The 14,642-nt window shown below is 65.1% G+C and carries 13 protein-coding genes; 12 read left to right on the forward strand and 1 reads right to left on the reverse strand.

Annotated features, from left to right (window positions below):
• Nucleotides 1–33 precede the first annotated feature (33 nt).
• The 8 genes from O7615_RS07305 to O7615_RS07340 are packed head-to-tail and all read left to right on the forward strand — an operon-like array spanning nt 34 to nt 8,532.
• On the forward strand, nt 34–768 hold the full coding sequence (locus tag O7615_RS07305) for a PIG-L family deacetylase (protein ID WP_278176585.1): 735 nt from the start codon (nt 34–36) through the stop codon (nt 766–768).
• Nucleotides 758–1,933: a glycosyltransferase family 4 protein gene (locus tag O7615_RS07310; RefSeq protein WP_278176586.1), complete on the forward strand. Its 1,176-nt coding sequence runs from the start codon at nt 758–760 to the stop codon at nt 1,931–1,933. Before O7615_RS07305 ends, O7615_RS07310 begins: the two co-directional genes overlap by 11 nt.
• Nucleotides 1,930–2,826, forward strand: a complete 897-nt coding sequence (locus O7615_RS07315; protein WP_278176587.1) for an LLM class flavin-dependent oxidoreductase — start codon at nt 1,930–1,932, stop codon at nt 2,824–2,826. Before O7615_RS07310 ends, O7615_RS07315 begins: the two co-directional genes overlap by 4 nt.
• Entirely contained in the window at nt 2,823–3,809 is a 987-nt protein-coding gene (locus O7615_RS07320) for a glycosyltransferase family 2 protein (RefSeq protein WP_278176588.1), read from the forward strand. The genes O7615_RS07315 and O7615_RS07320 overlap by 4 nt, the downstream gene beginning before the upstream one ends.
• Nucleotides 3,806–4,819 carry an NAD-dependent epimerase/dehydratase family protein gene (locus tag O7615_RS07325; protein WP_278176589.1) on the forward strand — a complete coding sequence of 338 codons (1,014 nt, stop codon included), beginning with the start codon at nt 3,806–3,808 and terminating at the stop codon, nt 4,817–4,819. Before O7615_RS07320 ends, O7615_RS07325 begins: the two co-directional genes overlap by 4 nt.
• An 11-nt stretch (nt 4,820–4,830) precedes the next feature.
• Nucleotides 4,831–5,682: a radical SAM protein gene (locus O7615_RS07330; RefSeq protein WP_278176590.1), complete on the forward strand. Its 852-nt coding sequence runs from the start codon at nt 4,831–4,833 to the stop codon at nt 5,680–5,682.
• Nucleotides 5,683–5,694: 12 nt separating this feature from the next.
• Nucleotides 5,695–7,608, forward strand: coding sequence for a carbamoyltransferase C-terminal domain-containing protein (locus O7615_RS07335; RefSeq protein WP_278176591.1), 1,914 nt, complete (start codon nt 5,695–5,697; stop codon nt 7,606–7,608).
• A 45-nt stretch (nt 7,609–7,653) separates the two neighbouring features.
• Complete coding sequence (locus tag O7615_RS07340) at nt 7,654–8,532, forward strand: phytanoyl-CoA dioxygenase family protein (protein ID WP_278176592.1); 879 nt, start codon at nt 7,654–7,656, stop codon at nt 8,530–8,532.
• A gap of 13 nt (nt 8,533–8,545) precedes the next feature.
• Here the strand turns inward: O7615_RS07340 and O7615_RS07345 are convergent, their stop codons facing one another.
• The gene (locus tag O7615_RS07345; protein WP_278182004.1) at nt 8,546–9,880 is read right to left on the reverse strand and encodes a glycosyltransferase; all 1,335 of its coding nucleotides are present in this window, start codon (nt 9,878–9,880) and stop codon (nt 8,546–8,548) included.
• A 174-nt stretch (nt 9,881–10,054) separates the two neighbouring features.
• On the opposite strand from O7615_RS07345, the gene O7615_RS07350 reads away from it, so the two are divergent.
• Genes O7615_RS07350 through O7615_RS07365 form a run of 4 tightly spaced genes read left to right on the forward strand, consistent with a single transcriptional unit; the run spans nt 10,055 to nt 14,531 of the window.
• The gene (locus O7615_RS07350) at nt 10,055–10,888 is read left to right on the forward strand and encodes a phytanoyl-CoA dioxygenase family protein (RefSeq protein WP_278176593.1); all 834 of its coding nucleotides are present in this window, start codon (nt 10,055–10,057) and stop codon (nt 10,886–10,888) included.
• Nucleotides 10,889–12,910: a Gfo/Idh/MocA family oxidoreductase gene (locus tag O7615_RS07355; RefSeq protein WP_278176594.1), complete on the forward strand. Its 2,022-nt coding sequence runs from the start codon at nt 10,889–10,891 to the stop codon at nt 12,908–12,910.
• Nucleotides 12,907–13,458 carry a hypothetical protein gene (locus tag O7615_RS07360; RefSeq protein WP_278176595.1) on the forward strand — a complete coding sequence of 184 codons (552 nt, stop codon included), beginning with the start codon at nt 12,907–12,909 and terminating at the stop codon, nt 13,456–13,458. The genes O7615_RS07355 and O7615_RS07360 overlap by 4 nt, the downstream gene beginning before the upstream one ends.
• On the forward strand, nt 13,455–14,531 hold the full coding sequence (locus O7615_RS07365) for a glycosyltransferase (RefSeq protein ID WP_278176596.1): 1,077 nt from the start codon (nt 13,455–13,457) through the stop codon (nt 14,529–14,531). Before O7615_RS07360 ends, O7615_RS07365 begins: the two co-directional genes overlap by 4 nt.
• Nucleotides 14,532–14,642 lie beyond the last annotated feature (111 nt).

Consider the following 14,642-nt stretch of genomic DNA (forward strand, 5'->3'; position numbering starts at 1 on the left):
TCCGTCCTCTCCTTGCGGCGAGGAGCGACCGTCATGGTCCTCTCACCGCATCTCGACGACGCGGTGCTGTCCTGCGGAGCCCTGATAGCGGCTCTGGACTCGGTCATCGTGACCACCGTATTCAACGGGCGGCCGGTCCCACCGATAACTGAGTCGGCCGCACGGTTCCACGCGCGGTGCGGCCATACCGACAACAACGCCATGACGGAGCGGGAGAAGGAGGACGACCGAGCACTGAGTCTCGTCGGTGCTAGCAAGACGCGCCTCGGACTGCCCGAGGCACTGTACCGCAAGGACCAGTACGGCGCTCCGCTGTACGACTCGGACACCGCGATCTTTGTCGACAGCATCTCCGAATCCGGCCAGGAACTGACCATGGTCCTAGACGCCGTCCACAAGTGCGTCGAGGCGGCAGATCCCGATCTGGTGCTTGCGCCGCTCGGCATCGGCGGCCATGTCGACCACCTGCTGGTGTCTATGGCGGCCCGGCGGCTCGACCGGCGCGTCCTTTACTACGAGGACGTTCCTTACGTTCTGTACGACCGGTGCAAGGGCTGGGAAGACGACTTTCAGGGTCAGCACGCCTACCTGTATCCAAGTACGTCGGACTCCTGGTCAGCCAAAACCAGGGCCATCGAAGAGTACGCATCGCAGCAGCAGGTGCTTTGGTACGAGCCTGACGCATGGCGGGAACAACTTGGCGCATACGCCCGCTCGATCGGCTGCGGCCACTATGCGGAGAGGCTTTGGAGCCTTGATGGCCAATGAACCCCTTCGGATCACCCACCTGATCCGAGCGAAGCCTCCTGGCGAAGTCGGTGGCGCCGACGCTCACCTCCTGGATCTGGCGTCGGCGCAAGCTACGGCCGGCCACGGTGTTCGCGTGGTCTTTCTGGGTCCGGCTCACCTCAGCATGGCGCTACGCGACCGTGGAGTACCGGTGATCGACATCCACTCCATGTCGATGATCGCGTGGCTACGCGCCACCTGGACCGCGGTGCGCGCCGACCCGCCCGACGTGGTGCATTCGCATGGCTACCGCGCTGACTTTGTGGCCGTGGCCCTGCGGCTTCTCCGGCCCTCATCGGCGCGGTGGACCCTGGCCATGACCGTCCACGGCTTCATCCGGACGCCCCACAGCCTACGGGTGATGAGCCGGCTGAATGAACACGCACTGCGGTACGCCGACGTCGTGATCGCGGTCAGCTCGCCCGAGACTCAGCGCCTGACCGCAATGCTCCGGCGGAAGGTGAGCTTCATACCCAACGGAGTTGCACACACCGAGCTCCTTCCTCGCCACGAGGCGCGTCGACGGCTCGGTGCCAACCCTGCGCGACGGGCCGTCGCGTTCGTCGGACGCTTGTCCCCCGAGAAGCGCCCCGACCTTTTCGTCGCTATGGCGGCCCTCGTCGCCCGGGACCGGCCGGAGGCTGAGTTCATCGTTGTCGGCAGCGGAGACCGGTATGACCAAACCGTGCGGCTGGCCGCGGCCGTTCCGAATGTGCCTATCTCCTTCACCGGGCTGGTGCCCGACGTCGCATCCCTTATGAAGTGTTTTGACGTGCTCGTGTGCCCGTCCGACACGGAAGGAACTCCGAGAGTCGTGATCGAAGCCATGTCTGCCGGCGTGCCCGTCGTCGCTTCCCGAGTGGGTGGGTTACCGGACCTCATCGTCGATGGGAGGACGGGGTTCCTCGTCCCGCCGGATTCCGCAGCGGCCCTCGCCGAGCGGGTCAGCCGGCTACTCGGCGACGAGTCGCTCTCACGCGAGATGAGCCATCGTGCGCGCACCCATGCGAAGCGGACGCTCTCCGTGGCGGCGATGGCAAGCCGTGTCACCACCGCCTACCGATCCGGTCGCGGTGACACCGCGCCAGAATCCAACGTTGGTGCAGCGGCCATGTCGGGCGACCCGGATGGGTGCCAGGCATGACCAATTACGCAGGCGCCATCCGGATCGGCTGGTTAGCGGAGCAGCGACTCCCCTGGGCGGATCTACTCGAAGTGACCCAACAGGTCGAACGCCTTGGTTTCGACAGCGTTTGGCTGTCCGACCACCTGACCGACGAGCGGGGCAGATGGTTCCTGGACCCGTGGACGGCCCTCGGCGCCGTGTTGAGCTGTGTTCCACGTATCGAAGCGGGGACGTTGGTGGCCTCCAGCAGTCTCCGTCCACCTCTGCTGACCGCCCAAATGGCGAGGACTCTTTCCGGCATCGGACCTGATCGCTTCGTGCTGGGGCTCGGAACCGGAGGTTCTCAGGAGGAGCACGAACGCGCCGGTGTCGCGTTCGGCGACCTCGATCGGAGGGTGGCGGCGCTTCGGGAGACATGCATGCTTGTCCGGGACAGCGTAGCTACCAGCTCACCCTGGTCCAGCACCCGCGACGGAGCGGCAGTTGCGCACGCGCCCATTCCACTCCTTGTCGGGGGCGGCGGATCGGCCGTCCTGAGGGTCGCTGCTCAGTACGCCGATCGCTGGACTATTTGGGGCACCCCGCGGCACCTTGCGGAGAAGGGTGCGACGCTGTCCGCCTTCGCCCGTGACGCTGGCCGGCGCCCCGAAGATATTGCGAGGGGCGCGATAGTCATGATCCTGCCCCACCATCTACCGCTTCGTGAGCACTCGGAGCCTTGGCCGGCAGAGTTACGTGGCGGCGAGACAGAGATCCGCCGCCAGTTGGCTGAGTACGCGGCGGCGGGCGTCGGCGAGATCGTCGTATGCGACTTCGGAGTCCAGCCGGAGCATCGGCTAGCAGCACTGGAATGGTTCGCATCCGTCGTCGACAGCGACCGTCGGTTGGCTAGGCCGGGGGTCCCCTCGTGACGCTGCCGGGCGCCCGATCGACGCAGGCCACCCCCCGTGCGGCCGTCGGCATATTCGCCCACAACGAGGAGGCAACGATCCGGTACGTGGTCGAGGGCTTCCTCGGACAGCGGATGCGCGCGGCGTCCTTGTGCGAGGTCGTCGTCGTCTGCTGCGGATGCACGGACGACACCGTCGACATGGTCAAGGATGTCGCCGCGAGCGACGCGCGGGTCCGCCTTTTGGTCCGGCCGCGCCGTGAAGGCAAGGTAGCGGCAATCAACGAGTTCCTAAGCGTCGTCGACGCCGATGTCCTGGTGCTCTCCAGCGGTGATGTAGTGCCAGCCGACGATGCTATTGATCGGCTGGTGTCCCCGTTGGCCGAGGACGGCCAATGCATGATGACGGGGCCGCGGGTCGTGATGGCCAAGACGTGGATCCCGCGCCGCATCGTCGACCACCTGCACGATGTTCTGTGGGCTCTGCACCATGCCGTATCGCTACACAACCCCAAACTGGGTGAGATCGTCGCGATCCGGAGTGAGGTACTACAACGGCACCTGCCACCTGGAATCCACTGCGACGAGGCGCTCATGGAATCTATCGTCGTTGACCAGGGCGGCAGCCTCGGGTACGTAGCTGATGCCCTGGTGTACAACTTCGCCCCGACCAACGTCCGGGAGCTATACCGGCAGCGTCGACGAGTTGCGGCTCAGCATGTCGCCCTGCGACGTCTGCGCGGATACCGCCCGTCGACCACCCAGCCACGGCTCATCTTCTTGGCTCTTCGCAGCTTGCCGTTGCGGCGGTTTCCGCTGGTGCTTGTGCTCGCTGGGTTTGAGACAGCCGCCAGGATTCACGGCTACCTCGATGCCCGCCGCGGGCGGTCCTATCAGTTATGGCGGATCGCCCGTCCGCCGTCACGGATGGACCACCTCGACGTGGGATCGGGCACGTACCGCAACGAGACATGCGCTCATGCCGACGATGAGAGGTGCGCATGAACGTGTGGATCACCGGAGGCGCCGGGTACATCGGGTCGACGATTGCCCACATGTGCCGCGCGTACGGCATCACCCCAGTCGTTATCGACGATCTGAGTTCCGGACACGCCGAGGTCACCGCGCACTTGCCGTTCTACCTCGGCGACTTCGCCGACCTGCAGCTGCTGCGGCGGATCGTCACCGATCATGGCCGGCCGCGAGTCGTAGTGCACGCGGCGGGCTTGATCTCCGCTGGTGCATCTATGACGGAGCCCATGGCGTACTACCAAACCAACGTCACGAAGACGCTGCGGCTATGCGAATTCCTCATCGAGATAGGCTGCCCACGGCTGGTTGTCGAGTCCTCGGCAGCGGTATACGGCGACTGCACCGTACCGATCGTCGATGAGCAGGCCGCGGCGCGCCCCGTCTCGCCGTATGCCTACTCGAAGTACGCCCTCGAGCGCATGCTCTGCGATGTCGCGGCGGTTCACCAACTACAAGTCGTGTGCTTGCGCCTGTTCAATGTCGTTGGCTTCGGTGACGGTCTGCCGCGCCACAGGTCCTCCCGGGACGTCCTGTCTCAATTGCAGAACGCTGACAAGCACGGCGAGCCGTTCAAGATCTACGGCACCGACTGGCCCACCGTCGACGGGACCGCCCTACGTGACTTCGTGCATGTGGAAGACGTCGCCCGCGCCCACATGTCCCTGATCACCGCAGCGGATTGGCGGGTCCACGGCACCTTTGACGTTCTCAATCTCGCAACCGGCGTTGGCACAACGGTCAGGCAGCTCCTCGGCCTGTATCAGTCTCTGCGCACCGCCCCAGTGCGGCTGGTTGAGGCCGGCCGGCGGCCCGGCGACATCGCCGGGTTCGTCGGCGATCCAGCACGCGCCCGCCGCCTTCTGGGGTGGTCACCGACGCTGGCGCTATCCGACGCGATGTCGCAACACCGCCGGGTTCAAAGCGGCGGCGATGCGGCTCACCTGCGGGCGTCCGTGGCATCAACAGTCGACTCGAAGAGGTAGGAAGGACCCCCGTGCGGCTCCACATCTTTGGCATCGAGGTCAACGCCGTTATGCAGTGCAATCTCGCGTGCGCGGGGTGCAGCCACGCGAGTCCGGTCGCGACGGCCTGGAGCGCCGATCCGCGGACGGTGCTACGCGACCTGACCGCAGTGGCGTCGGTCGCGGACGTCGACGAGGTACGCGTCGTCGGCGGCGAACCGCTACTCCACCCGTCCTTCACCGAAGTCCTGCGGGCTATCAAGAGCTCCGGCATCGGCGGCACAGTGCGTGTCATCACAAATGGCACCCGCTTGCACCGCGTTGGGCTGGAGTGGGTCGAGCTCGTCGATGAGGTGTACGTGTCGGTCTATCCCGGTGCGGTCATCTCTGCCCACGCGGTGCGGGACCTTCGAGTCCGCGCTGGCGAGGCCGGAACGCGTGTGGCGGTCAATCGGTTCACCAACTTCCGTCCCGTAGTCCCGGTGAGACCGCTGACGCCGGACCAGGTCGCGGCGGTCTTCGAGACCTGCCAGGTCGCCCATTCGTGGAGTTGCCACACCATCCAGGAAGGCTACGTCTATCTGTGTCCGATGACGGTGCCCGGGCCGTCTAGCCGGCAACCGCAGGCCAGCCGGTGCGCGATCGAACCGCTGGAGACCTTGGCCGAGCGCCTAGATGCGTTTCTCAATGCCACGACGCCGCTGCCCGAGTGCCGCTCGTGCCTCGGGACGGTTGGGCAGCCGACACCGCACCGGCAGGCCAACCGCAGGACCTGGCTGCCGCTGTCTCGGTCTGACATCGATTGGGAACACGTCGAGCGGGTCCGTGCGGACCCTTGGGCGGACAACGGCTGCGTTGACAACACTGTGCCGCTTGGCCTCTGACAACGCTCACCGTTGACCGACACGGAGGTTGGCATGTACTTAGGCATCAACTACAACGGTATGCACGACAGCTCCGTCTGCCTGGTGGGCACTGACGGAATCGTGCGGTACGCCGTCAGCGAGGAACGCCTCTCGCGTGTCAAGCAGGATGGAAGATTCCCCAACCGTGCCTTAGCGAGCATCGACCTCCGGCAGATCCGGGCAATCGGTGTGCCGTACTTAGCGGCCAGCGGGCCTGCCGTCCCGAGCAACGAGGTCTTCCGGGACGTCATGGCGCCGCTACCCGGTTACCAGGTTGGAGAGTTCCCCGCAGTGTGGCGTGACCGGCTGACCGCACTAGGCCGGCCGCTTGAGTTTTTCGACCACCACGACATGCACGCCTTTTCGGCCTACGTGCTTGCCGGGTACCCCGAAGCGATCGTTCTGACGTGTGATAACGGCGCGTACACGTGCCCGGTCACCGCCGCTGTGTTCCACGTCCGTGCCGGGGCGACCGAACGCCTCGCGGCTGCCGCTTACGGGGAACTGGACACGCTAGCCTCGCTGTACTCCGACGTCACCGCGCTACTCGGATTCACCCCTTGCAAGCATGAGGGCAAGGTCACCGGCTTGGCCGCACACGGGATCTCGCGGCCAGACTGCCGCCGGGAGGTATGGCGGGTGCACCGGCAGATGCGCACGGAGCACCCCAGGGCGTATGGATGGATCGGCTTCTGCGACGAGGACGTCCCGCCATTCTATGAGCCCAACCTGCACCAGATCGCGCAATACCGAAGACAGCTTCCCTACACCGACGCCGACATCGCCCGAGCCGCACAGGACGTCTTGGAGGAAAAGGTCGTCACGATCGCCCGATGGATCAAGCAGCAATGTGGTGCAGACTTGCCACTTCTGCTCTCTGGCGGCGTCTTTGCTAATGTCAAGGTCAACCTGGAGATCGCTCGCCTCGGATTCCGGGCTGTGTTCGTTTGCCCGCCGATGGGCGACGAGGGCCTGTCGATCGGGGCGGCCCGGGCGGTGTTTGACCGGTACGAAGGAGGAACTCGCGGTCGGAACTCCGTACCGTCGCGCCAAAGGCCGCGCCGAGACACCGTGGCTCTTGGGCCAGACCCATGTAGCGACGCGTCAACGGCTCTGGAGGAGATCGGCCTTGTGTACCACCGCCTCGGCCGCTCGGCTGCGAGCCGTGCACTGAGCGACGCCCTCGTCTCAGGGCAGTTGCTGGCGGTGGTCCGCGGCAGGCAGGAATTTGGACCACGGGCACTGGGCCTACGATCCGTCCTCGCCGGCGCCGGCGACGTGACGCTCAACGATCGGCTTAACGCAAAGCTGCGACGTACCGACTTCATGCCCTTCGCGCCGATCCTTCGGGCCGAGCGCTTCGCCGATGTCTTCGACCTGGACGCGGTACCTACCGATGTCGAGGACTGTGCACGATTCATGACGATCTGCCTTCCGGTGCAGTCGTGGGTGGCAGAAAAGTGTCCGGCCGTGGTGCATGTTGACGGCACGGCCCGACCGCAAGTTCTCCGGCGTGAGGACGACCCATTCCTACATGACGTGCTCGGTAAGTACGAGGAGAGCACCGGCCTCCCCATGCTGGTGAACACTAGTTTTAACATTCACGACGAGCCTATGGTCTCAAGCGCAGCCGATGCCGTCGCGGCGTTCCTGCTGGCCGAACTCGACCTCTTACTCCTCGACGACTGCCTGGTGAGGTTGGCGGAGAACTCCCAAGCCAAGAATCTGGCCCGGCTGCTCCGCCGGCAGGACGGCGCCGTCGCCAAAGCACGGCACGCCGCGCTCAACCGCAGCTTCGGCCGGCAGATCTTCGAAGGACCCGGCCGATTCAACGATTACGCACCGAGCACCGCTGATAGCTCCGCGCCGGCAACGCGCACCGCCCCGGCTGCGACTCCCGCATGATCTCTTGTTCCGCCCGTCGTCACCACTCACGATCGGAGACCACTCGTGCTGACCGCAGAACAGATGGACACGTACCGAAGTCACGGCTGGCTCATTATCCCGGACTTCTTCTCGCCTGACCTGGAACAGATCGTCGCCGATCTCCTGCAGATCTTCCCAGCCCCACACGACTATTGGGCCGATCCGAGTCGGTATCCCGAGCTGCAAGGTGGGCAATTCGACTCGGTGCGAACTATTCCGACCGGTGTGCCGCTGCTGGACGGGTTGCCCTTCGACCACCGGGTACGGGACATCGCCGTGCAGGTGACCGAATCGAACGATCTTCGGCTCATGCGCGGGGGCTACCAATCAAAGTTCACTGCAGCCGCAGACTTTGAACAAATCCTCCACCTGGACTACACCAACCACACGCTGGTCGTCCTGCCGGACGAGGAACGCTCCGCCATGGTCGGCTTCTTCGCATACTTCACTGACGTCACCACCGACACCGGCCCGACCATGGCAGTGTCGCGGACGCACTGCGGTCAGTTACGCATCACGGACACACACCTCGAACGCGACCGATGGCCTCAGATCTACGAACACGAGGAACCACTCTTGTGCAAGGCGGGATCCCTGCTCGTATACGACTACCGAACACTGCACCGCGGCAGTGCCCTGCACGGACAGTCCGCAAATCGGCTGACGTTGAGCTTCGCGTACGGGGTGGCGGCACCCTGGCACGGTTTCTACTCCTGGCCGAACCGAGCGGACGAGCCGGCCGTCCGGCAACTCATCGCCGCTCTCACACCGGACGAGCGGGTTCTGCTCGGCTTTCCGGCGGTCGGGAACCCGTACTGGACGCCCGCGACCATTGAGGCGGTCGGCCGGCGCTATCCAGGGTTCGATGGCACGCCGTACCGGCAGGCCCTTGGCGCGAGCTGACAGCACCATGGGGTCACGAACCGGCCGACACGTTCCGGTGATTGAGAACCTGATGCAGGAAGCGGTCCATCTCTGCCGCACGCTGCAGGTAGTGGTGCGGTTCGCCACGCTTGCCATTCTCCGCCGGGCACCCGTCGGCGCGTCGGCGACGTGCCAGTTGGACAAAGGACGCGAAGGCGTCGGCGATGGCCTCCTGACTGCGGTTGTCGGCGATCAGCACGTCCGGCAACCCAGCCACCAGATTGGATGCCGCTCCAGCGGGATCCGCCACGATGAGGATCGGACGGTCGGTGCCAAGGTACTCGTAAACCTTGGTAGGGAGGCGATCGCGGTCGCTATCGAGAGCCGGCAGCACGGCGAACAGCCCGTCAGCGCGGCGCGTCGCCGCCAACGCGTCGGAGTAGCTCCCCGCGGCGGTCAGCCGGACCAGGTGACTGAGCCCCCAGCCGTCGAGTTCCTGGACCAGGTGCTCGGGGAACCCCGAGCCCATGAACTCAAGTTCGATGCCGTCGAGTGCCTCGGATCTGCGGCTCAGTACCAGCCGCAAGGCGCTGATCAGCTGGTGCGGTGTATAGAAGTGGTAGAAGAAGCCGGTGTGCAACAACCTCAGCACCGGGGTGGTGGCATCGGAGCCCCGTTCTGGAGCAGTGTCCTCGATATCCACTCCGTTCCGAATGTGGGCGATTGGCTTGCCTGCTGTCTGACGCGGAAACGCCGCTGCCAAGCGATCCACGTGCGCCTCGCCGTTGACAATGATGGCGCCCGCCGAGGCTTGCAGCAGCGTCGCTTCCAGCCGGCGGGTGAGGCGGTATCGCGCACGGGTCGCCACATCGCTACGCGGTCGGCCGTCCGCGTCGGACGTCCAGAAGGCGCCCACCGTCCACGGATCGCGATACTCGACCACGTAGGGGATCCCCCGCAGACGGTTCAACAACCAGCCCACCGTGCCAGACGCCGCAGGCGGCAACGACACGACCGCTACGTCGATCGGACTGGTGCGGTGGGCTCGAAGAGCGGCGCGCAGGGCAGGAAGCACCCAGCCGATCTTCGAAGACTCGATCTCTCGTTCCTCATACGCAAACCCGCGGTCCAACGACGTTCGGCCGGTTTCCCCGCGCCGGGCGAACCGCTCCGAAGCCAAGCGCAGGACACGGACCGTGCCGCCGACCACCTTGAGGAGCCATCCCAGCCGCCATTCCCGAACTCGGAGCACTGTTGCCACACCGTCAACGGACAGTCGCGGGTCGACTGGACCGGCACCGTGGACGGTGAGCACGGTGACGTCCCAGCCCAAGTGCCGCAGGTACTTCGCCATCTTTACTGGACGCGGAACACCACCTCCAGTCATCGGCGGAAAGAAATAGTTGACGAGCAGGACGTGTCTCGATACTCCCTGCTTTCGATCGGGACCAGGCTGCGAATCTTCTCGATTGGAGTTCACTAGGACAGTAATACACTACTCGGGCAACGATGTCGACATCCTTTATCAACCCCCAACGATCAGGGAGACGGAGTCCTAGACATGCGCGAGGAAGAACGCTATCTTTTCGACCTGAACGGCTACATCGTTGTGCGATCGGTCTTGACCGAGCCGGAACTGGATGCACTACGCGCCGAAGTGCGAGGCGCTGGGGTGGAGGATGCATTGACCACCCAAAAGTACCTGCATGCCGGATTCCCACGCGACTACTATGATGATGCCGAGTGGACGGGCAAGGACGGTTACCGCTATTCCTCAGAATCATTCGTTCTCGACTGGGGACCCGCTGTCCGGTCGCTGGTGGCGCATCCCAAGCTGCTGAAGTACTTGTCCGCCCTGGTCGGGCCTGACTACCGGCTCGATCACGCGTATGGCGTGTTCTCCCGGGGCCGGACCACTTCGCATGCGCTGCACAACGGCGCGACTCCCTTCGACCCTACGCAGATGTACGTCTGCCGCGACGGGAGGATCCACAATTCCATGGTGGTCGCGCAGTTCGCGCTGACGCAGGTCGGCCCGAATGACGGTGGATTCTGCTGCCTCCCAGGCAGTCATAAATCGAATTTCCCACTCCCGTCGGAAATGCCAGCCCTGGAGGAATTGGACGACGAATGGAGCGCACACGTGCGGCGCGTACCGATGAATCCCGGTGACGTGCTCATTTTCACCGAGGCGGTCACCCACGGGGCGATGGGATGGCGCGGCCAGGGCGACCGGATGGCATTGCTCTTCAAGTACTGCCAGGGCGCGCTGCAATGGGAGAAAGACTCCCCGTTCGTATCTCCTGGGCACGAATGGAACCCGACTGAGAGTCGTGTCATGAGCGGCCCCTACGCGGGTGGACGACTTCCCGTTCTCGCAGAAAACGAAGAGTAGATGGATTACGAGGCTATTCAGGTCTGTTGGAAAGCCCCGGGGCAAGTCGGGCTGGTGGAGACAGTGGCCCGCGGACGCAGCGGGCACGCCGTCGTCTCCGTAACGCACAGCGTGTCGAACACCGGCACGGAACGCGCCCGCTTCCGAGAGCTGCCCAACGCCACCATCGGTTTTCCCCACCTGCCCGGCTGTGGCGCCGCAGGACGCGTCATTGAGTCCGACTCCGGCGCCCGCCCGGGCGATCTCGTGGCTGTACGGGCCGCCACCCATGAGAGCGTGGTGGTGGCCCCGCTGGATCGCGTACACCCAGTGCCCGACGGCTGTTCCCCCGTCGACGCCGCCCTGTGGCAAGTCGGCCTAATCGCCATGCACGGCCTTGGTCTCGGCGAGTTCGATCCCGACGACCGCCTGACGGTGGTGGGCGCGGGCCTCATCGGCGCGATGGCCCGCCGTGTGGCCGCCGCACGCGGCACACAACAGTGCACCGTCCTAGCGACTTCGGCTGCAAAGCGATGGAGCCTGGCGCACGAGTCCAGCGTCACGTTCGATGTACTGGAATCCGGGACAGTCCGGGACAGGACTCCGCTCGTGATCGACGCTACGGGGAGTGGCTCTGGTCTGGCGGTTGCTGTTGCCGCTGCCGAGGACGGTGGCCGCGTGGTTCTGCTCGGGTCGCCGAGGATTCCCACGGCCGCAGTTCCCGTGCGGGAGATTCAGGAGCGGGGCCTGCGTTTGATCGGTGCCCACATCGACACGATGTCTGACGCCGCGACGGCCGTCGGCGAGAATCTGCTCGCGGGTTACACAGACGAGTACTTCGAGCTGCTCGCTGCGGGTCGCCTGACGATGGCGGATCTGGTCACGACCTTTACACCGGGACAGGCCGGTCTGCTGTACCGCCAGCTCGTGGAAGACCGTCACTTGATCGCCGCCGCAGTTGGCTGGAACGCCCGCGCGGGAACCTCGGCCATGAGCGTTCACGAGCCCCCACCGCCGATGCGGTTCGCACTTGTCGGCTGCGGCGACATCGGAGCGCAGAACGCCCATGCACTGGGCCGCGCCGCCACCGCCTCGCTCGTCGGTGTGTTCGACACCGACCGCAATCTGTCCGCGGCTCTCGCCCGTGATACCAGCGCAACTGCGGCTGGGGATCTCACGGACGTACTGAACGATCCTGGAGTGGACGCAATCCTGATCGCCACGCCACACGACACCCATGAACGTCTCGCAACTGCCGTACTCGACGCTGGCAAGCACCTGCTGCTGCAGAAGCCGCTCGCGGCTGACCTGGCGTCCGCCCGGCGTATCGTCCGTGCCGCAGGTGACGCCTCCACCACCGCGAGCGTGCTGTTCCCGGGTCGGTACGAGGCGGCCTATCGCTATGCACGGAGTGCCCGCGACGCAGGGCTCATCGGGACGCCGGTCGGCCTCTTGTCGACCTATCTCGTGGACAAGCCGACTTCGTACTATCGGGGCGGTTACAGCATGCGTGCGGTCTCGGACTGGAGGCTCTCGAAGACTCGCTCCGGAGGCGGCGTCGTGATGATGAATCTCCTGCATCACATCGACATCGCGAATGCTCTACTGCCCGATGATCCGGACTGGGTATTTGCAACGACGCTCGCATCACCGCATTCCGCCGAGATCGAAGACTTCGCCTCACTGACGGTAAGCTTCGGTACGGCAGTAGCAACGTTCGTAGGCACTGCCACCATTCCTGGTCCGCCCGGCCAGGAGTTGCGAATGTGGGGTTCAGAAGGTCACTGCACAGTGCTGCCGCAGTGGCAGTTCACATCGCGACGCGATCCCGGCACCGACGTACGTGCCCGTCCTGAGCCGGATGACGCCGACGTGGCGGCCATCGACAGCTTCGTCAACGCGGCGCGAAGCGGGCGGCGCCCCGAGGTCACAATGGAGGATGCACTGACCGTTCAGGCAATCGTGGCCGCCGCGTACGAGTCGGCGAACTGCGGTCGACCGATCGATCCCTGCAAGCTTTTGGCTGAGCTGGAGATGTCATGAGCTGGCTCTGGACATCGACGTTACACGTGGGCGATGCGGTTCCCGCAGGCCATCGGGCATTCCTAAACGGCAGCAGAGAAGGCGCACTGTGGGGTCGTATCTACGCTGCAACTCCCGAATCCGGCCGGTTGGCCGCAGCAGAGTTCATCGCCACAGCCGAGGCAGCCGTCGCGGCTGGACGGGTCGGCGGTAAGACGGTAATGGTGACCGGCGATGGCCTGCTGGCGGTGCTAATCCGGAAACTCATCCCGGGAAACGGCGAGGACCCGCCCGAGGTCATCATCGACACCACTGGCTCGACTGAGGAGATCCGGCACGCCGTCACCACTCTCCCTCGGCTCGGCACCCTCGTACTGGCTGGCCCGCCAAGCGTCGCCGAGCTCGACCTCGCCACCTATCGCGACTTGCACGTACGTGCGCTGACCCTTGTCGGGGCGCCATGGGCCACCAAGCCGGCCCGGGGAGTCAGCAACGAGGCCATTGGCTCGGTACTCGCGGCGCTGCGGCCGGACGGGCTCTGGTGCACGTTGCCAGGGGAGCCGGCATGACGCAAACGATCCTTCACTACCTAACGCAGTGGATGTGGCTCAGCGACAGCTTCGTACACGGGCCGATCGCCGCGAGCAGGTATCGCGCGACCGTGGTGAGCCGAATGCCCGTCACCAACAGCCATGTCTATCCGCCGCCAGCCGGCCTCATCAGCCTTGACAGCCAAGCTCCCGCGGAGGGCGCCGCGGCTGCCTCGGCTGTGATCAGCCGTCTTGACGGGTCACGTCCAGTCCTGGTTCACCTCCACCACGGGTATTGTCTTCCGGACGCATCGGCGCTGGCCCGGGCCTTGGACATACCGTTGGTAGTGTCATTCTGGGGCTACGACGTAACGGCCCTTCCACGCAAGGAGCCAAAGCGGCTCATGCCTCTTCTCACTGCGCTGGACATGGCAGTCGTGCCCTCACGGTTCCTGGCTGAGATCGTTCGGAACCTCGGGATCGAACCGGCGCGCATCCGTGTGGTTCCGGGTTCCGTCGAGCAACGATTCTTCGACCCGACACCGTTGCCGGCGGAGCCGCGCGTGACGTTCATCGGCCGGTTCGTGCCTAAGAAGGGCATTGACGTCCTACTCGCGGCCTGGCCGCTCGTGCGGAAGGCGGTTCCAGGCGCGGAGCTAACGCTGCTCGGCTACGGCGACGGCGCGCCGTCGTCCGATCCTAAATCCGGACTCAAGGTCCACACGCCGGACCCCATCGACCCGCGCGGCCAGGTGCTCAGCCTAATCCGCCGCTGCCGGGTCTACGTATCGCCCAGCACCACAGGGCCTGACGGAGACTCGGAGTCCCAGCACATCGGCAACATCGAGGCCCAAGCGGCCGGCCGGGTGGTCGTCACGACCAACCACGGTGCGATACCCGAGTTCATTGAAAACGAACTCACCGGAATTGTGGTCGCCGAAGGGGATCACGCTGCGCTCGCCGCCGCGCTAATCGCAGCGTTGTCGGACTCGCCGCGTTGGCAGACACTGTCAAACAACGCGGCCACAGCGGCACGGCGATTCGAGGTAGAAAGGATCAGAGAGGCGCACGCGCACCTCTACGCAGAGTTAATTCAGGGCGGTAAGTATTAGCAGTGCGGTGCGGAGTGCCGCAGCTTGCGGATATCGGTGTGCGCGCCGAATGCTCCCGCACAAGTACCCCTGCCCTAGGTTGACGACCGCCCAGAAGGAACAAGTCGGTCG

This window comes from Micromonospora sp. WMMD1082 (assembly GCF_029626175.1).
Lineage (GTDB): Bacteria > Actinomycetota > Actinomycetes > Mycobacteriales > Micromonosporaceae > Micromonospora.